Origin of the sequence: Caballeronia sp. SBC1, assembly GCF_011493005.1 — a bacterium.
Lineage (GTDB): Bacteria > Pseudomonadota > Gammaproteobacteria > Burkholderiales > Burkholderiaceae > Caballeronia.
The window spans coordinates 1,666,733-1,685,533 of record NZ_CP049156.1 but is presented as its reverse complement, the minus strand read 5'-3'; the positions used below and the strand labels follow the sequence as shown (position 1 = coordinate 1,685,533).

The window sequence follows — 18,801 nt, the reverse complement described above, 5'->3', positions numbered from 1 at the left end:
AGTCACTAAAACACATTCGTCAGCCGCCTGCGCTCGCCGCGTTGCATGAAGTAGTTCGCGGCAATCACACCGACCGTCACGAACGCAATGAATAGCGTGGCGAGCGCGTTCATCTCGGGATTCAAGCCGAGCCGGACGCGCGAAAACACGACAAGCGGCAACGTAGTCGATCCTGGCCCGGACAAAAACGCCGATAACACGAGGTCATCAATCGACAGCGTGAACGACAGCAGCCACCCCGCCACCAGCGCTTGCGATATCAGCGGCAGCGTAATCGAGAAAAACACCCGCAATGGCGTCGCGCCCAAATCGAGCGCGGCCTCTTCAAGCGACGGATTCAATTCCCTGACCCGCGATTCCACAATGATCGCGACGTAGGAGATACACAGCATGACGTGGCCGATCCAGATCGTGAAAATGCCACGCCCGGCTGGCCAGCCGAATACTTTCGCCATTTCCACAAACAGCAGCAACAGCGAAATCCCCTGGATCACTTCGGGTATCACGAGTGGCGCGTTGATCATGCCGGCATAGAGCGTGAAGCCGCGAAACCGCCCCATTCGCGCCAGCACGTATCCCGCCCACGTCCCTATCACCACCGACGCGCACGCAGTGAATACCGCAACTCGAATCGATAACCACGCAGCGTTGATCAGTTCATCGTCGTGCAATAACGCCGCGTACCACTTCAGCGAGAATTGCGTCCATACGGTAACGAGCTGCGACTCGTTGAACGAATACACCACCAGACTCACGATCGGAATATAGAGAAACAGGAATCCGAAACCAAGAAACGTGAACCGGAGCGAGCGACTGGGTTCAATCATCGCTTCTCCTCCAGTTGCTTCGCCTGGTAATACTGGAACAGCGCCATGGGAACGAGCAACAGCAACACCATGGCGCAAGTGACGGCGGAAGCCATCGGCCAGTCGGCGTTATCGAAGAACTCATTCCACATCACGCGGCCGATCATCAGGGTATCTGCACCGCCCAGCAATTCAGGAATCACGTATTCCCCCACCGCCGGAATGAACACCAGCAGGCAGCCCGCAATAATCCCGTTCTTCGACAACGGCAGAGTGATCTGCAAAAACACCTTCCACGGTTTCGCGCCAAGATCGTAAGCGGCTTCAAGCAAGGTGAGATCCATCTTCACAAGATGCGCGTAAAGCGGCATCACGAGAAACGGCAAATACGAATACACCATGCCGATATAAACCGCGATATTCGTGTGATACAGCTCAATAGGCGAATGAATAAGCCCGGTCCACATCAGGAAATTGTTCAGCAAGCCGTTGTTCTTCAGGATCCCGATCCACGCATAGACGCGAATCAGGAACGACGTCCAGAACGGCAGCATGACGGCCATCATCAGCAGATTGCGAGTCGCCGGATTCGAACGCGCGATGTAATACGCCATCGGATAACCGATCAGCAGGCACAGCAGCGTGGACACTCCCGCCACCAGCAGCGAGTTCATATAGGTTGCGAAGTACAGGCTGTCGGTCAGCAGAAACGCGTAATGCGAAAAATCGAGCGCGATACTCAGCACGCCGTCTTTTATCCCCGACAATTCCGTATAAGGCGGAATCCCGAGACGCGAATCGGAGAAACTGATTTTCACGACCAGCAGGAACGGCACGAGGAACAGCAACACGAGCCACAGATACGGCCCGAAGATGACCGCCGTCCTGCCCGTCAGGCCGAAGCGTTGCTTGAGTACGTTAAGTAAGCTCGGTAAATGCAGCGTTTTCATGCTGTGAGCACCACGCCCGCGGACGCTGTCCAGCGCACGAAGACTTCGTCGTCCCAGGTGGGCGAATCAATCTGCCCAATCGCAAGACTCGACAGGTTCGCCACGACCACTTTGCCGCTATCCAGCTTCACGTGATACAGCGTGTAGCCGCCCATGTAAGCAATGTTCGCCACGGTGCCGTGGCCCCAGTTGTACGCACCGTCGGGGGGCTTGCGCGTCAACGCAATGCGCTCGGGCCGGACCGAGATGGTGACCGGCATACCAAGCGGGCCCGTGATGCCGTGATTCACATACAGCCGCGACGACAACTCCGCCGTTTCCACGAACACGTGATCCGGTTCGTCTTCCACCACAATGCCGTCAAACAGATTCGTTGAGCCGATGAATTCGGCGGTGAACCGGCTGTTCGGATATTCGTAGACCTCGTGCGGCGTGCCGATCTGCACGATCTCCCCTTCGCTCATGACCGCGATCCGGCTGGCCATGGTCATCGCTTCCTCCTGATCGTGCGTGACCATCATGCAGGTCACGCCGACCTTATCGAGGATATTCACCAGCTCGATCTGCGTGCGCTGGCGAATCTGTTTGTCGAGCGCGGACATGGGCTCGTCCAGCAGCAGCAGCTTTGGACGCTTGACCAGGCTGCGGGCCAGCGCCACCCGTTGCTGCTGGCCGCCCGACAACTGGTGAGGCTTGCGCTGCGCGTACTTCGCCATCTGCACGAGGTCGAGCGTCGCGTGCACGCGTTCCTTGAGCTCCGCGCCGCGCACGCCCTCCTGCTTGAGCCCGAACGCCACGTTCGATTCCACCGTCATATGCGGAAACAGCGCATAGGACTGGAACATCATATTCACCGGTCTGCGATAAGGCGGCATGCTCGCCAGATCCTCGCCATCGATCACGATCTGGCCCGACGTGACCGACTCCAGCCCCGCGAGCATGCGCAGCAAGGTGGACTTGCCGCAGCCGGAACTGCCGAGCAGCGCGAACAGCTCGCCCTTTTTCACCGACAGGTTCACGCCTTTCACTGCAACGGTCTCGTCGAATTTCTTGACTACATCGACGATCCGCACGAAATTCTCCGCCGTCCAGTCCGCGGTCCGCAAACCCGGTTCCGGCCTACGGCCATTGGGGCCGCCCGGACCGCCCGGACTACCTTGATTGCCCGGTCCGGCGGGCACTGCGCTCGACTGCTGCTCACTCATGATCTGCTGCCCGGCTCCTGCGCTACGCGCATTCGTGCTGCTCTTTCAACTTTTTTCTTTCGACGATGCCGCCAACAAAATCGCCGGCCACGAACAAAGCCCCCGGAGAACCAGGGGCTTCACGTTTGTCGACTGCCTGATGCAACCTCGGCAACCTTACCGGAATCAGGATCAGCGCCCGGACTTCAGTTCCGTCCAGAGCCGCGTTTGCAAACGCTGGATTTCCGGCGGCAACGGCTTGAGCAGGAACAGCGTCTTGATCACGTCTTGCGGCGGGTACACGGCCGGATCGTCTGCAACATCCTTCGATACGTATTTCCGTGCTTCCAGGTTCGCACTCGGGTAATACACCTCGTTCGTGATCGCGGCGTGAACCTGCGGGGTCTCGATGTAGTTGATCCACTCGAGCGCGGCTTCCTTGTTCTTCGCGTCCTTCGGAATCGCCATCACGTCAAACCACACCGGCGCGCCGCCCTTGGGGATGTAGTACTCGATCTTGTACGGCTTCTTCGCCTCTTCCGCACGATGCTTGGCAATCACCACGTCGCCCGACCAGCCGTAGGCGAAGCAGATGTCACCGCCGACCAGATCGTTGATATAACCCGACGAGTTGAACTGGGTGATGTACGGACGGATCTTCTTGAGCATCGCCAGCGCAGCGCGATAGTCGGCGGGGTTCGTGCTCATCGGATCCTTGCCGATGTAGTGCAGCGCGGCGGCGAACATCTGGTCAGGAGCGTCGAGCACCGATACACCGCAGGCCTTGAGCTTTGAGATGTTTTCCGGTTTGAACAGGATGTCCCAGTTATCCAGCGGGACGTTCTTGCCGAGGATCTGCTGGACCTTCGTGACGTTGTAGCCAAGGCCCGTCGTGCCGTATGCCCACGGTACCGTGTACTGGTTGCCCGGATCGGCGCCCGCAACCAGCTTCATCAGGGAAGGGTCGAGGTATTTGAGGTTGGGGAGTTTGGATTTGTCGAGCGGGGTGAAGATCCCTGCCGTGATCTGCTTGCCGGCATAGTTGCTGGTCGGCACCACGATGTCATAGCCCGAATTGCCGGTGAGCAACTTGGCTTGCAGCGTGTCGTCGCTGTCGTAGTTGTCGTACTTGACCTTGACGCCAGTCTGCTTCTCGAAGTTCGGAATCGTGTCCTTCGCGATGTAGTCCGACCAGTTATACACGTTGAGCTGAGTGTCTTTCGCCGATGCCGCCAGCGGTGCCGACAATGCCGCCACACCCGCAATAGCCATGGTGATCGAAACCACGCACGCCGGCATCCGTGCAACCACGCCCGATGCTCCCGAACGCTTCGACAACCGGTCCGCCAATTTTTCTGTCATTTCAGTTTCTCCGTCCTTTCGACTTGCCGACCGTTGGTATCCCCGTCTCGATTCACCCTTTCTCCCCTGCTTAATCGAGACGATCTCAAAAAAACGAAACCTATCATCAAAAGATAGCTTCGCAAAAAACAATCGGCGAGTTTTGTCGCGTGAAGTCTACAAGGCCCCGTTTGAACGAGGTTGGCGTGGAGTTGGGTCTTGCGAGGTTTGGGGCTTTGCGGTCTGAGCCATAAAGACCGCGCAGGCATTGTTGAATCCAAAGAGCCGCCTGGATTGGCCGATGATCTCCGCTTGCGCGGGGAGCCGTGCTCGTCGTGGCTTGTGCCCTGCGCTTCAAACTCTCACGTTGTGACCTCCGGACGCATGTATCGGCCGACGGGTAATGCGCGTTCTGACGAGCAAGCGAACACCTCAGTCCTGCCGGCTCGCTCATCAACGAATGAGTGAATCGACGCTTGTCGGGATCAATTTTTGCTGTCGCTGCCCGTTCGGCTCAGCTTTCGAGATGATCTTCCGCACGCTTACAATTGTGCGTTTGGCGAATGCTGTCAGTATGTTGTCCGCGCGGGCGAACGGAATGTTAATCGTTCAGTTGGTCGCTAAACAAGTGGTAGCGCACGATGTAATGGGGACGAAAACGGACACGCGTCCCTGCCGCCCGCGCACGACGCTACTCAACGTAACAAGGACAATCGTTTGATGGCCCGAGGCTCTCCGCCGTTTTTCATCCGCTCTCTCACGCCCTTTCCCTTTCCTTGGAGGCTGCGCGATGTCGCGACGGTTTGCCGCCCGTCCATTCTCGCGTTTGCTATCAGCCTCGGCTGGACCAGCGCCGCCTATGCCACGGTTTCCGTGCTCCAGCCGGTGCGGGAAGCGGCCGCGGAACAGCCGCTCGAACTGACATTGCTCTATAGCGACGACGACAAGCAGCCGCTCATGATCGATGTGCCAAAAGCGCTCAACGTCACGCTGACCAACGGCGACCTGCCGCCGCAGCCGCTGGCGCTGCAACGCGAGCCCAACGTCCCCGACAAGCTGACGCTGCGCCCCGGCCAATATCGAAAAGTTCGCTATGCCGCCCCGTGGCCCGAGTCGGCGCGCGGCGTGATAAAGGTCGATCCGGTAGGCTTCGATTCGTCGCCCATGCTGATCACGCTCAACCGCGGCAAGTCGCAAACGCAAGTGGTAGAGGCGGAGACCGCCGAGACGAAGGCCAGGACACCGCAGCAACTGGCGAGCGCAGAGGTTGCGGCGAACACATCGGCCGTGCCCACGACGACCAGCGACCGCATGTTGAGCGGCCGTTTGTCGACCTTTGAACCCATGTATTTCGCCGATGGCCAGAACGGCGATAATCTCGCGAAATTCCAGTTCAGCTTCAAGTACCGCCTGCTGTTGCCCGATGATCCGCGCTCACGCAGCTTCCTCGACAATCTGTATTTCGCGTACACGCAAACGTCAATCTGGGACCTGTCGGCTGAATCGGCGCCGTTCCGCGACACGAGTTACGAGCCGCAACTGTTCTACTACCTGGAGAACACGGGTTGGAAAAGCTCGCTGTTTTCGCGCATGGGCGTGACCGCGGGTATTGGACATGAGTCGAACGGCAAGGCCGGCGCGGATTCGCGCGGCATCAACATCGCTTTCGTGCGCCCGACCTGGGATTTCGGCGATATCAACTCGACCCACCTGACCATATCGCCGAAAATCTATTACTACATCACGAAGAGCGGCAACGAGGACATCCAGGACTATCGAGGTTACGTCGATCTGCTCGTGAAGTACGGCAGCCCCGACAGCTGGCAACTCGCCACGACACTGCGCAAGGGCACAAAACACGGATATGGCAGCGTTGACGCCCAATTCACCTACCCGCTCGCCAAACTGATCAACAGCGCGTGGGGCGGCTACCTGTGGGTGGGGTATTTCAACGGCTACGGCGAGGACATCCTCGATTACAACCAGCGACAACACTGGATCGCGCGGATCGGATACAGCATCGCGCGTTAAACTTGGATCTTTTGCGCGGGCGCTGCAGTTTTAGTTTTCATTGCACGTCGCGCCCGACTACAGGCGTTTTATGGCATCGAACCTTCATGATTTGCCCGACAGCCCGTGCATCGGCGTCTGCTCGACCCTCTTCGACGACGTCTGCAAGGGCTGTGGCCGCATGGCCGGAGAAGTCTCCAACTGGGTGTTTCTCAGCGAAGCCGAGAAGCTCGCGGTCTGGGAACGCATTACCCGCGAAGGCACAGCCATGCGCTTCACGCGCGACAAGGTTTGATCGGCGGATCAAGTCGGGCTTGTGACGACCTCAGGTGTGGAGCATGTCTGTCGATGCGCATTAGCGCCGCCTGCCCCCGCGGAAAGCCCCGGAGAACATCTGATTTATGCGCCAGACAGCGGCTGACTTGCTGCTGACTCAGCTGGTAATCCAAACTTCAGTCTGGTTTGCAAAACTTGCGCCGTTCAAGCTGCGGCCGTGGGCCGGATATCTGCGACCAGCAAGTCGAGCAATTCCCGCACGCTGCGAATAGCCGATCCGAACGGCAGGGCCTCGCGCCCCCGGAAGAACAGTCCGTTCGCGCGATCTCCACGCAGAGCTGCGGCGAGACGGGTATCGATACAAAAATGCCCGAACTTTTCGATGCCATCACGCAAGCCACACGCCACGAGGCAATTGAGGCCTGTGGGGCACTTTTGCACGCGCGAGCCGATCTTGTCGCGAATCCGTTGCTCATTGCGCATATAACGATCGAGCCACGGTGTTTTCACCGCGCGCGCCGGCAGGCCGGTCACACTCACGAATTCGACGATGTCTTCTGGCGTTGCCTCGGCAAGAACCCGCTTGAATTCAGGATGCGCATCACCCTCTTCGGTCACCGCGAACGCCGTACCGAGTTGCACGCCCGACGCACCTGCGTCCAGCCAGCGACGCACCGCCGCATGCCCGTCGATGCCACCCGCCACGATCAGCGGAATCTGGGTACGGCCGATACCGAGGGTATCGAAGGTCAGCATGGTTTCTTCAATCACGCGAGCGAAGTCAAAACGCTCGCTCGGAATATCCGCAACGCTCGCCACGCCGAGATGGCCACCCGCATGGCCCGGATGTTCGATCACAATGGCATCGGGCAAACGATTCTTCTTGAGCCACTTCTTCAGTACCAGCGCGATGCCACGGCTATCCGACAAGATCGGGATCAGCGCGATATCGACGCCTTGCGTCAGGTCCGGCAGGTCCAGCGGCAGGCCTGCCCCCATGACGATAGCGTCGGCACCGCTCTCGCACGCCGTCTGCACCGCCGCTGCGTAGGACGAAACCGCGCGCATGACATTCACGGCAATCATGCCGTGGCCTTCGCTAAGGGCCTTCGCTGCAATGATCTCGCGCGACAATGCCGTCTGATTGGCTGCCTCCAGGGTCGCCTGATCCGGGTTCTGTTTGCATATCTCAAGCAGGTCGGGATGGTGGTGCCGCAAGTCGATGCTCGAGATTGTTCCCATTGCACCCTCCCGGGCTACGGCGCCGGCCAGCCGGTGCGCGGACACACCCACGCCCATGCCTCCCTGCACAATAGGAAGCAACGTGCGGCCGCGAATGGTCAGGGGAGTAAGTGGGGTCATTGAAGGAACATCTCCAGAGTCAAAGTTTTGAGCTTGCAGGAGGTTAGACAAATGCATGTTGCGATTTATCAAGCAAGTTCGACTGTGCTGTGTTTCAGTTTCCGATGGTCCGAGCCGGTCATTTTTAGGAAAAAACCGATCGCGGCGACGAACGTTCTTCAGTCGCCTCACGCAGGTCTAAACATCGTCTCAAAACGCAAATGGCCCGCTTCTTTACGAAGCGGGCCATTTGCGTTTCGGCTTATTGAATTGCTGTGTTACTGAATACCCTGGCTCGTCAGGAATTCCTCGTACGTACCGCCGAAGTCGCGCAGCGTGCCGTCGTTCTTCACTTCGATAATCCGGTTCGCCAGTCCATTCACGAACTCGCGGTCATGTGAAACGAAGATCAGCGTGCCTTCATACTTCTCCAACGCGATCTGCAAGGACTCGATCGATTCCATGTCCATGTGGTTGGTCGGCTCGTCCATCAACAGCACGTTCGGGCGCCCGAGCATCAGCTTGCCCCAGATCATGCGGCCTTTCTCACCACCCGACAGCACCTTGACCGATTTCTTGATGTCGTCGGCGTTGAACAGCAAACGGCCCAGCGTGCCACGAACCATCTGGTCGTCGTCGCCGTCCTGACGATACTGGTCTACCCAGTCGGTCAGCGTCTCGTCCTTCGGAAACTCTTCGTACGTGTCCTGCGGCATATAACCGACCAACGCGTTTTCCGCCCACTTGACCGTGCCGCCGTCCAGTTCGATTGCGCCCTTCAGCGCACGCAGCAACGTGGTCTTGCCCGCGCCGTTCTCGCCGATGATCGCAATCCGTTCACCCGGCTGAACGCTCAGGTTGAAGTGATTAAAGATCGTGCGGTCGTACTTCTTGGTGATGTTGGTCGCCACCACTGCAATGTTGTGCAGCTTTTTCTCGAATTCAAAACGAATGAACGGATTCTGCCGCGACGACGGCTTGAATTCCTCAATCTTGATCTTCTCGATCTGCTTCGCGCGGCTGGTCGCCTGGCGTGCCTTCGACTTGTTCGCCGAGAACCGGCGCACGAAGTCCTGCAGGTCGGCCACTTTGTCTTTCGCCTTCTGGTTCGCGTTCGCCTGACGCTCGCGCGCCTGAGCCGAAGCCAGCATGTAGTCGTCGTAGTTACCCGGGTACACCTTCAACGTGCCGTAATCCATATCCGCCATGTGCGTGCAGACCTGGTTCAGGAAGTGTCGATCATGTGAAATGATCACCATGGTCGAGTTGTACTGGTTCAGTATGTCCTCGAGCCAGCGGATGGAGGTGATGTCCAGGTTGTTGGTCGGTTCGTCGAGCAGCAACACATCCGGCTTCGAAAACAGCGCCTGCGCGAGCAATACGCGCAGCTTCCAGCCCGGAGCAACGTTGCTCATGGGACCTGTATGGTCTTCGATCGCAATGCCAATGCCCAGCAGCAACTCGCCGGCGCGCGCTTCGGCCGTATAACCGTCGTACTCGGCGAACTTCGCTTCGAGTTCGGCGGCGTGCATGTAGTCGTCGTCGGTGGCGTCGGGATTCGCGTAAATAGCGTCGCGCTCGCACATCGCGTTCCACATTTCCGTGTGGCCCATCATCACGACGTCGATCACGCGCATGTCTTCATACGCGAACTGATCCTGGCGCAACTTACCAAGACGCACGTTCGGTTCGAGCATCACGTTGCCGGAGCTCGGTTCCAGGTCGCTGCCCAGAATCTTCATGAACGTGGATTTGCCGCAGCCGTTCGCCCCGATCAGGCCGTAGCGATTTCCTTCCCCGAACTTGACCGAAATGTTCTCGAAGAGGGGCTTCGGCCCGAATTGCATGGTGATGTTGGCAGTAGACAGCACAGCGCGTCCTTTTGAATGGTGTACGGCGAAAAACCTGCAATTTTAGCAGTTTTTGGGACGAATTGCGGCATTGCAGCGGAAAGCTGCACGTGCGAATGCGAAGGCCGCACTTCCAGCGGCCTTTCAATGACGCCGCGAACGATGCCGCGAGCGGCGTTGCCGGTTGCCCGAACCCGCTCGCTGCCGCCTGTCCTGCGCCTAGATGCGCTCCGCGATGTACGCCTTCACGAGGCTCACCTCGGCCGCCACGATATCGAATTTCTGTGGCAATTCTTCAATACCAATAAACGCCGCCGGCCGTTCCGGTTCACGCTCAAGCGCTTCCCGGATAGTTTCGCCGAATTTGATCGGCTGAGCGGTTTCCAGCACGATCATTGGCACGCCCGGTGTCAGGTGTTCGCGCGCCACCTTCAGGCCATCGGCCGTGTGGGTATCGATCATGGTGCCGTAACGCTTGAACGCGTCGCGAATGGTGTCCACACGGTCCGCATGGCTGCTGCGTCCCGACACAAAACCAAATTCCTGCACGCGCGCAAAGTCGCCGCTGGCCGCAAGATCAAATCCACCCTTTTCTTCCACATCCCGGAACAGCTGCAGCACGCGCGCGGGATCGCGGCCAAGCAGATCGAACACAAAACGCTCGAAATTCGACGCCTTCGAGATATCCATGCTCGGACTGGTCGTGTGGTACGTCTCGGCTGCTGTGCGCACGCGATAAACCCCGGTGCGGAAAAACTCGTCGAGCACGTCGTTTTCATTCGTGGCGACGACCAGTTGCTCGATCGGCAAACCCATCATGCGCGCGATATGCCCGGCGCACACATTGCCGAAATTGCCCGATGGCACCGTAAACGACACCCGCTCGGCGTTCGACTTTGTCGCGGCGAAGTAGCCCTTGAAGTAATACACGACCTGCGCAACCACGCGTGCCCAGTTGATCGAATTGACCGTGCCGATCTTGTTAGCCGCTTTGAACGCGTGATCGTTCGACACCGCTTTAACAATGTCCTGACAATTGTCGAAGTTGCCGATCACCGCCAGGTTGAAGATGTTCGGATCCTGCAGCGAAAACATCTGCGCCGTCTGGAACGCGCTCATCTTCTGATGCGGGGACAGCATGAAAACGCGCACGCCCTGCTTGCCGCGCATGGCGTATTCGGCCGCGCTGCCCGTGTCGCCCGAGGTGGCGCCAAGAATGTTCAGCGTCTGCCCCTCTTTGGCCAGCGTGTACTCGAACAGGTTGCCGAGCAACTGCATGGCCATGTCCTTGAACGCGAGCGTGGGTCCGTTCGACAATTCCAGCAGCGAGATCGTTGTGCCGCCCTCTTCGCCCAGCGTTTTCAGAGGCGTAATCTGCGACGCGCTTTCATGATCGCGAACATTGCTGTACGTGCCGGCCGTGTAAGTACGGCGCGTGAGCGAGCGCAGATCTTCGTCGAAAATGTCGTCGCTGAATTTGCGCAGGATTTCGTAGGCCAGATCCGCATACGACAGCGTGCGCCACGCAGTCAGTTCTTGCGCCGTGACGCGCGGATATTCAGCGGGCAAATACAGGCCGCCGTCCTTGGCGAGACCGCCGAGCAGGATGTCGGAGAAAGAATGGCTTTCGCCGAAACCGGCGCCGCGGGTGGAGATGTAGTTCATTTTAAAGCCCTATTTCAATCCTTCCATGCGCAGCTTCGTCACTTTCGAAACCACGGTGGAGAGCGCCTGGATCTGCGTGATCGCAGCGTTGATTTCCTTTTCGACCGTCTCGTGCGTGATCAGGATGATGTCGGTTTCGCCCTTATCCTCGCCGTCGACGTGCTCGGATTCCTTCTGCAGCAATGCATCGATGGAAATGGCCTTGTCGGCGAGAATCCGCGTGATGTTCGCGAGCACGCCGGTGACATCGGCCACGCGCAGGCGCAGGTAGTAGCTGCTCGTGACTTCTTCGATCGGCAGGATCGGCGTATTGGCCAAGCTGTCCTGCTGGAACGCGAGATGCGGCACACGATGCTCGGGATCCGCCGTATGCAGGCGTGTGACGTCCACGAGGTCGGCGACCACAGCCGATGCGGTTGGCTCAGCGCCGGCGCCCTTGCCGTAATAAAGCGTGGTGCCCACGGCGTCGCCATGGACTACCACCGCGTTCATCGCCCCTTCAACATTCGCCAGCAAGCGCTTCTCCGGAACCAGCGTGGGATGCGTGCGCAACTCGATGCCCTTCTCCGTGCGCCGCGCAATGCCCAGCAACTTGATCCTGTAGCCGAGATCTTCCGCGTAGCGGATATCGATCGCGTCGAGCTTGCTGATCCCTTCCACGTAAGCCCGGTCGAATTGAACGGGCACGCCGAACGCGATCGCGCTCATGATCGTGATCTTGTGCGCGGCGTCCACGCCTTCAATGTCGAAGGTCGGATCGGCTTCGGCATAACCGAGGTCCTGGGCCGCTTTCAGCGCGGTCGCGAAGTCGAGCCCACGGTCGCGCATCTCCGAAAGAATGTAGTTCGTCGTGCCGTTGATGATGCCCGCGATGTACTCGATCCGGTTCGCCGTCAGCCCTTCGCGCAGCGCCTTGATGATCGGAATGCCGCCCGCCACCGCCGCTTCGAACGCGACCATCACGCCCTTCTTGCTCGCCGCTTCGAAAATCTCGCTGCCGTGCACGGCGAGGAGCGCCTTGTTCGCCGTCACCACATGCTTGCCGTTGGCGATCGCGCGCAGCACCAGTTCACGCGCGACGCCCGTGCCGCCGATCATCTCGGCAACGATATCGATGGAAGGATCGTCGACGACGGCGTTGAAGTCGGTCGTGACGTCAATGCCCGCCACGCCCTGCACCTTCGACGGCGTGCGCACCGCGATGCGCGTAATTTCGATGCCCCGTCCGGCGCGCCGTTTGATTTCTTCCTGATTGCGGCGCAGCACCGTGAAGGTGCCGCTGCCGACGGTGCCGAAGCCCAGCAGGCCAACTTTGATCGGTTCCATTGCAGCGTGAGTCTTATAAGAGAGGTTTTAGACAGAGTGACGCTTTCGATAGCCATCGAGAAAGCGCGCGATACGGTTGATGGAGTCAGCGAGATCATCCACGTTCGGCAGGAACACCACGCGAAAATGATCGGGCGCCGGCCAGTTGAAGCCGGTTCCCTGCACAAGCAGCGTGCGTTCTTCGAGCAACAGATCCGTAATGAACTGCTGATCGTCGACGATCGGATACATCTTGTGGTCGAGCTTCGGGAACATGTACAGCGCGGCCTGCGGCTTCACGCAGCTCACGCCGGGAATGGCGGTGAGCATGTCGTAGGCGAGTTCCCGCTGCTTGAAGAGCCGGCCGCCCGGCACGATCAGGTCGTTGATGCTTTGGTAACCGCCCAGCGCCGTCTGGATGGCGTACTGCCCTGGCACGTTCGCGCACAGGCGCATGGAGGCCAGGATGCCGAGCCCTTCCATATAGTCATGGGCAATGCGGCGGTTTTCACCCGTCAGGCCGGAGATGAACATCCAGCCCGCGCGATACCCACAAGCACGGTAACTCTTCGACAAACTATTGAACGTGACCGTCAGCACGTCTTCGGACAACGCCCCCACCGCCGTGTGCTTGCGGCCGTCGTAGACGATCTTGTCGTAGACCTCGTCGGCAAAAATGATCAGGCCATGCTTGCGCGCCAGTTCGATCATTTCAAGCAATAGTTCGTCCGAATACAGCGCGCCGGTCGGGTTGTTCGGATTGATGATGACGAGCGCCTTCGTGTTCGGCGTGATCTTCGAGCGCAGGTCGTCGAGATCGGGCATCCAGTCGGCGGATTCGTCGCAGAGATAATGCACCGGCGTCCCGGAAGACAAGCTCACCGCAGCCGTCCACAACGGATAGTCCGGGGCGGGCAGCAGCACTTCGTCGCCGTCGTTGAGCAGGCCCTGCATGGCCATCACGATCAACTCGGAAGCGCCGTTGCCAATGTAGATGTCGTCCAGCTCAACGCCCGCCACGCCCTTTTGCTGGCTGTAATGCATGATCGCCTTGCGCGCGGCGAACACGCCTTTCGAGTCCGAATAACCCGACGAGGTCGGCAGGTTGCGGATCATGTCCTGAATGATCTCGTCCGGCGCGTCGAAGCCGAACGAGGCCAGGTTGCCAATGTTGAGCTTGATGATCCGGTGGCCCTCGTCCTCCAGCCGCTTCGCGTGCTCAAGCACGGGACCGCGGATGTCATAACAGACGTTCTGCAATTTATTGGATTTTAGAATCGGTTTCACGGCGGGAAAGCTCACTGGGTTACTGGAAATCAGGCTCTGGATCAGGAAAACCGGCAAATAAAATTGACAAGTCCGGTCCGCGGACTCAATGCAGCGCGGGTCACGCCGGTGTCTTCGCCCGGCGCTTCGAACCCGGAGCCCGAAAACACGTCAAAGCGAGACCTCAAACGGACTGGACACCGCGCAGAAACCCTGAGTAGCGACGCGGAACAGGCAGTCTAGCGAAAATGCGTCGGATAGAGGCAGGTTTGGGCGGAATCGTGTGAGCTTATGGCCATCAGGCCAAGGCAAAACGCCCGATTGCGTGTCGGCAAGCAGCTTGTGGCGGCACGCGATGCATCGCGCCACCCGGGCTCGCAACCCGCTGGCGGCTGAAAAGTTATAATTTAGCGGATTATCCGTGACTTTCGCAATGCGCCACCGGCAAAACGCGTGCACATTGGCTTCATCCAGTGCACGCGAGCCGATGAAAGCTGCATTGCGCGCCAGGCCAACCGGTTGTCACAGGCCGCTCGCGCAGTCACCCTTCGCCATCAACTTGCCTGTCGGAATATCGATTTGAAATTACACCAGGAAGCCAGCGGCGCGCTCAATACCATCACGAGTTACGGCGCCGACTACGTCGCGATCAATCTGCAACGCCATGAAGGCAGCATCATCGTGATGCCGGAAGCGCCAGTGATCGCGTGGCCTGTGTCGTCGTTCGAGGCGCTGACGCCCGAAGATTTTGACGAGCTCATCGCGATGACACCTGAAGTCGTTGTGTTCGGCAGCGGTGCGCGCCTGCGTTTTCCCCATCCGCGACTTGTCGCCAAGCTTTCCCAGCAACGCATTGGCGTGGAGACAATGGATTTCGGCGCCGCATGCCGTACTTACAACATTCTCATGTCGGAAGGCCGCCGGGTCGCGGCTGCGCTGCTGATCGAAGCGTGATCCCGGCGCGCCGGCGCAAGTTGGCGGATGCCGGCGCGAACGCCGCCACAACGCGCGGACGCGGATTCGGGGCGCCAGTGCGATAAACTGCCGCCCGGCGTCGATGTCGGTACGGGTATCGGCATCGGTGGCGCCTGTTTTCTGCGCACTGCCGGATGACGCACTGACCCGTGACCGCTTGCCGCACAGCCAAAGGCACAAGGACTGGCCGTTTGGCTGGCTTGTGCGCTTCGTCAAAGCAGCGGAACCTGCATGGGCTGGGCGGTCACCGGGTACGCGGCGAAACTTGTCCCGTAAGCCGGTCTTAAGCCTTAATGCGCCAAACTCGAGCCCCCCATGGATTTTGCTAGCGCCGCTAAAGCGGCATCGGACAGGTCGACTCTCATGAACGATACGCCTTACCGGCTACCGCTCACCCGCCTCTCGCTTTTATTGCTGATCGCTGCACTCGCCGTGATCTGGTTCGCGCCGCTGGGCCTGCGCCATCTCGTCCCAAGCGACGAAGGCCGTTACGCCGAAATGGCGCGCGAAATGTTCGTGACCGGCGACTGGATCACACCGCGTTACAACGGGTACAAGTATTTCGAAAAACCTCCGCTGCAAACCTGGGCGAACGCGCTGACGTTCGCGTGGTTCGGTATCGGCGAGTGGCAGGCGCGCCTTTATACCGCGCTGACTGGTTTTGCCGGCGTGCTGCTGATCGGCTACACCGGCTCGCGGGTGTTCAACAGCGTAACGGGGTTTTGCGCGGCCGTCGTGCTCGCGACTTCACCGTACTGGAACCTGATGGGCCATTTCGACACGCTCGATATGGGCCTGTCGTTCTGGATGCAACTCACGCTCTGCAGCTTGCTGCTAGCACAGCGTCCGAACCTGCCGGCGCTCCAAGTTCGCCTCTGGATGTGGCTTTGCTGGGCCGGCATGGCGCTCGCGCTGTTGTCAAAGGGGCTGATCGGCCTGATCCTTCCGGGCGCGGTGCTGGTGCTCTACACGTTGATCGCGCGTGACTGGGCGCTGTGGCGTCGGCTCTATATTGGCAGCGGGCTGATCCTGTTCCTGATAATTGCCGCGCCGTGGTTCGTTCTGGTCCAGATCAAGAACCCCGAGTTCCTGAATTTCTTTTTCATCGTGCAGCAGTTCCAGCGGTATCTCACCCCCGAACAGAACCGTCCGGGTGCGTTTTATTACTTCGTACCGGTGCTGATTGTCGGATTCCTGCCCTGGCTCTCGGTGACGTTCCAGAGTGTGCGGCATGCGCTGAAGGTACCGCGCCAGCCAAACGGCTTCGCGCCGGTCATGCTGCTCCTGGTCTGGTCGGCGTTTATCTTCTTGTTCTTCAGCGCGTCACATTCGAAACTGTTGTCGTACACGCTGCCGATCGCGCCTTCCATTGCGCTGCTGATCGCTATCTACCTGCCCCTGCTCACGCGCGCCCAATGGCATAAGCACCTGACCGGATACGCCGTGTTTCTTGTCGTGGCGGCTTTTGGCGCGATCTTTTTGGGCCGGATGGGCGGTGGCCATACGCCCAATGCGCTGTACAGGGAATTTCAGGTCTGGGTGTACGCCGCGCTGGCCGTGGCCTTCGTGGTCACGCTGGCGGCCATCTGGCTGAACCGGCGCAGTTCGATCGGTGGCGTGGTGCTGCTGGGAACGGCCTGGCTGCTAATGGGCACGATCGCGGGCACCGGCCACGATGTGTTCGGCCGCGAAAGCTCGGGCGTACAGTTGGTGCCCGCGGTGAAAGCTGCCATGGCCAAATTGCCGGCCGACACGCCCTTCTACTCTGTCGCGAAGCTCGATCACACCATGCCGTTCTATCTCGGCCACACCATGATCATGGTCCAGGAACCCGACGAACTGAAGTTCGGAGTCACGACGGAACCCCAGAAATGGGTGCCGACCATCGACGAGTGGATCCAGCGCTGGGACGCCGAACGCTACGGCCTTGCGCTGATTCCACCTGGCCGGTATGACGAGTTGCTGGCGAAACACGTGCCCATGCAGGTTATTGCTCGCGACGACCGAAGGGTCATTGTCGAAAAACCGCAGCCTTGAAACAATGGCGCCGCGCGTTGACCGGAGCACCGGCCGCCAGCGGATATAAAAGCCGGAGACGATACGAAGCCTTACCGCCTCGCCGCGCTCCGCTAAAAAAACCCTATTACGGCCCACGATGAACCCGATATCCTTCATTTGCATCATCACCGGCGTCATGTTGAACGCCGGTGCGCAGTTGCTGCTCAAAGCGGGCGTGAACGCCGTGGGCCATTTCGAGTTCACCCCGGCAAACATCGTACCTATCGGTTTCAAGATCGCGACGCAGTGGCCGATCATCGGCGGACTGACCTGCTACGTGTTCAGCGTGGTGGTGTGGATCGTGGGATTGTCGCGGGTCGACGTCTCGATCGCCTACCCCATGCTCTCGCTAGGCTACGTGGTGAACGCGTTCGCGGCGTGGTATTTATTTGGCGAAGTCCTGTCATTGCAGCGACTGCTAGGCATCGGCATTATTTTGATCGGCGTCGTGGTGCTGACGCGCGGCTAGAGGCCTCAGGCGGGCTCTCGGGCACACCTGAGTGCGCCTGAACCCAGCTGGCGCTGTGTTTCAAAGACTGTGTTTCAAAAATCTCACCGTTCCTTTCCTTCGCAGAGATTCCATGACCCAGAACGTGCCTTCTAATACGCTTCCCTTTCTGCCTTTCGTGCGCGCTGAGATCGACGAAGAGACGATTCAGGGCGTCGTCGACGTTCTGCGTTCAGGCTGGATCACGACCGGTCCGCAAAACCAGCAGTTCGAAGCCGAACTGTCCGCCTATTGCGGTGGCCGCCCGGTACGCACGTTCAATTCCGGCACGGCGACCATGGAAATTGGCTTGCGTATCGCGGGCGTGGGCGAAGGCGACGAAGTCATCACCACACCCATGACCTGGGTCTCGACCAGCAATGTGATCATTGAAACAGGCGCTACACCCGTGTTCGCAGATATTGACCCGGTCACGCGCAATATCGACCTGGATCTGCTCGAAAAGGCCATTACTCCGCGTACCAAGGCAATCTTGCCGGTGTACCTGTCGGGCCTGCCTGTCGATATGGACCGGCTGTACGGCATTGCGCGCGAGCATGGCCTGCGCGTGATCGAAGACGCGGCCCAGGCGTTTGGATCGTCCTGGCGCGGCCAGAAGATCGGCGCATTCGGGGACATTATTTCGTTTAGCTTTCACGCGAACAAGAACGTCACGTCGGTCGAAGGCGGCGCGCTCGTCCTGAATAACGAGGAAGAAGCCGTGCTCGCACAAAAATACCGGCTGCAAGGCATCACGCGCACCGGCTTTGACGGCATGGACTGCGATCTCCTCGGCGGCAAATACAATCTCACCGACGTCGCCGCCCGCGTCGGCCTGGGCCAGCTCAAGCACGTAGAGCGCTTCACGGAACAACGCCGCGAGCTGGCGCGCGCATACTTTGAGAGTTTCGCGAACGGTGCAGCCGTGCGACTGGGCGTGCAATTGCCGGTACCGAATTTCACCGACAGCAACTGGCACATGTTCCAGATCGCGCTGCCGCTCGAGCGCCTGTCGCTTACGCGCTCGGCGTTCATGGGCCTGATGAAGGAACGCGGCATTGGCACGGGAGTCCATTACCCTGCGCTGCACCTGTTCACGCTGTATCGCGGACGCGGATTTCACGAAGGCATGTTCCCGCACGCCGAAACATATGGCGCATCAACGGTCACGCTGCCGCTGTTCACGCAGATGACCCAGGACGACGTGACTCGCGTCGTGCATGCAGTCAACGAAATCTGCACAGCGCACGCGATCTAATGCATCTGAAAGGCACCGCAGGCAGGCAC

At 59.3% G+C, this 18,801-nt stretch carries 15 protein-coding genes; 6 read left to right on the top strand and 9 right to left on the bottom strand.

The window, feature by feature from the left end:
• Positions 1 to 5: 5 nt before the first annotated feature.
• The 4 genes from SBC1_RS07465 to SBC1_RS07450 all read right to left on the bottom strand — a co-directional run bounded on the left by SBC1_RS07465 (position 6) and on the right by SBC1_RS07450 (position 4,212).
• Positions 6 to 824: an ABC transporter permease subunit gene (locus SBC1_RS07465; protein ID WP_165093114.1), complete on the bottom strand. Its 819-nt coding sequence runs from the start codon at positions 822 to 824 to the stop codon at positions 6 to 8.
• Positions 824 to 1,756, bottom strand: a complete 933-nt coding sequence (locus tag SBC1_RS07460) for an ABC transporter permease subunit (RefSeq protein ID WP_165987502.1) — start codon at positions 1,754 to 1,756, stop codon at positions 824 to 826. Before SBC1_RS07460 ends, SBC1_RS07465 begins: the two co-directional genes overlap by 1 nt.
• Positions 1,753 to 2,961: an ABC transporter ATP-binding protein gene (locus SBC1_RS07455; RefSeq protein ID WP_165089768.1), complete on the bottom strand. Its 1,209-nt coding sequence runs from the start codon at positions 2,959 to 2,961 to the stop codon at positions 1,753 to 1,755. The genes SBC1_RS07460 and SBC1_RS07455 overlap by 4 nt, the downstream gene beginning before the upstream one ends.
• Before the next feature lie 171 nt (positions 2,962 to 3,132).
• Positions 3,133 to 4,212, bottom strand: a complete 1,080-nt coding sequence (locus SBC1_RS07450; RefSeq protein WP_165093113.1) for a polyamine ABC transporter substrate-binding protein — start codon at positions 4,210 to 4,212, stop codon at positions 3,133 to 3,135.
• A 789-nt stretch (positions 4,213 to 5,001) separates the two neighbouring features.
• Here SBC1_RS07450 and SBC1_RS07445 point away from each other — a divergent pair.
• Both SBC1_RS07445 and SBC1_RS07440 read left to right on the top strand, forming a co-directional pair.
• Positions 5,002 to 6,312 (top strand): phospholipase A, encoded by a 1,311-nt coding sequence (locus tag SBC1_RS07445; RefSeq protein WP_165987500.1) that lies wholly within the window; start codon positions 5,002 to 5,004, stop codon positions 6,310 to 6,312.
• 70 nt (positions 6,313 to 6,382) lie between these two features.
• On the top strand, positions 6,383 to 6,586 hold the full coding sequence (locus SBC1_RS07440) for a DUF1289 domain-containing protein (RefSeq protein WP_165089758.1): 204 nt from the start codon (positions 6,383 to 6,385) through the stop codon (positions 6,584 to 6,586).
• 185 nt (positions 6,587 to 6,771) lie between these two features.
• Here the strand turns inward: SBC1_RS07440 and SBC1_RS07435 are convergent, their stop codons facing one another.
• The 5 genes from SBC1_RS07435 to SBC1_RS07415 all read right to left on the bottom strand — a co-directional run bounded on the left by SBC1_RS07435 (position 6,772) and on the right by SBC1_RS07415 (position 14,015).
• Positions 6,772 to 7,929, bottom strand: coding sequence for a nitronate monooxygenase family protein (locus SBC1_RS07435; RefSeq protein WP_165089755.1), 1,158 nt, complete (start codon positions 7,927 to 7,929; stop codon positions 6,772 to 6,774).
• A 257-nt stretch (positions 7,930 to 8,186) separates the two neighbouring features.
• Positions 8,187 to 9,779, bottom strand: coding sequence for an ABC-F family ATPase (locus SBC1_RS07430; protein WP_165089753.1), 1,593 nt, complete (start codon positions 9,777 to 9,779; stop codon positions 8,187 to 8,189).
• Between the two features lie 198 nt (positions 9,780 to 9,977).
• On the bottom strand, positions 9,978 to 11,423 hold the full coding sequence (gene thrC / locus SBC1_RS07425) for a threonine synthase (RefSeq protein WP_165089749.1): 1,446 nt from the start codon (positions 11,421 to 11,423) through the stop codon (positions 9,978 to 9,980).
• 9 nt (positions 11,424 to 11,432) lie between these two features.
• Positions 11,433 to 12,749 carry a homoserine dehydrogenase gene (locus tag SBC1_RS07420; RefSeq protein WP_165089744.1) on the bottom strand — a complete coding sequence of 439 codons (1,317 nt, stop codon included), beginning with the start codon at positions 12,747 to 12,749 and terminating at the stop codon, positions 11,433 to 11,435.
• 27 nt (positions 12,750 to 12,776) lie between these two features.
• Complete coding sequence (locus SBC1_RS07415; protein WP_165089741.1) at positions 12,777 to 14,015, bottom strand: pyridoxal phosphate-dependent aminotransferase; 1,239 nt, start codon at positions 14,013 to 14,015, stop codon at positions 12,777 to 12,779.
• Positions 14,016 to 14,573: 558 nt separating this feature from the next.
• On the opposite strand from SBC1_RS07415, the gene SBC1_RS07410 reads away from it, so the two are divergent.
• The 4 genes from SBC1_RS07410 (at position 14,574) to SBC1_RS07395 (ending at position 18,772) form a co-directional block, all read left to right on the top strand.
• On the top strand, positions 14,574 to 14,948 hold the full coding sequence (locus tag SBC1_RS07410; RefSeq protein ID WP_165089738.1) for an Mth938-like domain-containing protein: 375 nt from the start codon (positions 14,574 to 14,576) through the stop codon (positions 14,946 to 14,948).
• A gap of 384 nt (positions 14,949 to 15,332) precedes the next feature.
• Positions 15,333 to 17,006: a glycosyltransferase family 39 protein gene (locus SBC1_RS07405; RefSeq protein WP_165089735.1), complete on the top strand. Its 1,674-nt coding sequence runs from the start codon at positions 15,333 to 15,335 to the stop codon at positions 17,004 to 17,006.
• Between the two features lie 118 nt (positions 17,007 to 17,124).
• Positions 17,125 to 17,496: an SMR family transporter gene (locus SBC1_RS07400; protein ID WP_165089731.1), complete on the top strand. Its 372-nt coding sequence runs from the start codon at positions 17,125 to 17,127 to the stop codon at positions 17,494 to 17,496.
• A 112-nt stretch (positions 17,497 to 17,608) separates the two neighbouring features.
• Positions 17,609 to 18,772 carry a DegT/DnrJ/EryC1/StrS aminotransferase family protein gene (locus SBC1_RS07395; protein ID WP_165987497.1) on the top strand — a complete coding sequence of 388 codons (1,164 nt, stop codon included), beginning with the start codon at positions 17,609 to 17,611 and terminating at the stop codon, positions 18,770 to 18,772.
• Positions 18,773 to 18,801 lie beyond the last annotated feature (29 nt).

Excerpts from the sequence above, each read along its gene's own strand:
- SBC1_RS07460 (WP_165987502.1), bottom strand. The coding sequence starts at position 1,756 with ATGAAAACGCTGCATTTACCGAGCTTACTTAACGTACTCAAGCAACGC.
- SBC1_RS07455 (WP_165089768.1), bottom strand. The coding sequence starts at position 2,961 with ATGAGTGAGCAGCAGTCGAGCGCAGTGCCCGCCGGACCGGGCAATCAA.
- SBC1_RS07450 (WP_165093113.1), bottom strand. The coding sequence starts at position 4,212 with ATGGCTATTGCGGGTGTGGCGGCATTGTCGGCACCGCTGGCGGCATCG.
- SBC1_RS07445 (WP_165987500.1), top strand. The coding sequence starts at position 5,002 with ATGGCCCGAGGCTCTCCGCCGTTTTTCATCCGCTCTCTCACGCCCTTT.
- SBC1_RS07440 (WP_165089758.1), top strand. The coding sequence starts at position 6,383 with ATGGCATCGAACCTTCATGATTTGCCCGACAGCCCGTGCATCGGCGTC.
- SBC1_RS07435 (WP_165089755.1), bottom strand. The coding sequence starts at position 7,929 with ATGACCCCACTTACTCCCCTGACCATTCGCGGCCGCACGTTGCTTCCT.
- thrC (WP_165089749.1), bottom strand. The coding sequence starts at position 11,423 with ATGAACTACATCTCCACCCGCGGCGCCGGTTTCGGCGAAAGCCATTCT.
- SBC1_RS07420 (WP_165089744.1), bottom strand. The coding sequence starts at position 12,749 with ATGGAACCGATCAAAGTTGGCCTGCTGGGCTTCGGCACCGTCGGCAGC.
- SBC1_RS07405 (WP_165089735.1), top strand. The coding sequence starts at position 15,333 with ATGAACGATACGCCTTACCGGCTACCGCTCACCCGCCTCTCGCTTTTA.
- SBC1_RS07400 (WP_165089731.1), top strand. The coding sequence starts at position 17,125 with ATGAACCCGATATCCTTCATTTGCATCATCACCGGCGTCATGTTGAAC.
- SBC1_RS07395 (WP_165987497.1), top strand. The coding sequence starts at position 17,609 with ATGACCCAGAACGTGCCTTCTAATACGCTTCCCTTTCTGCCTTTCGTG.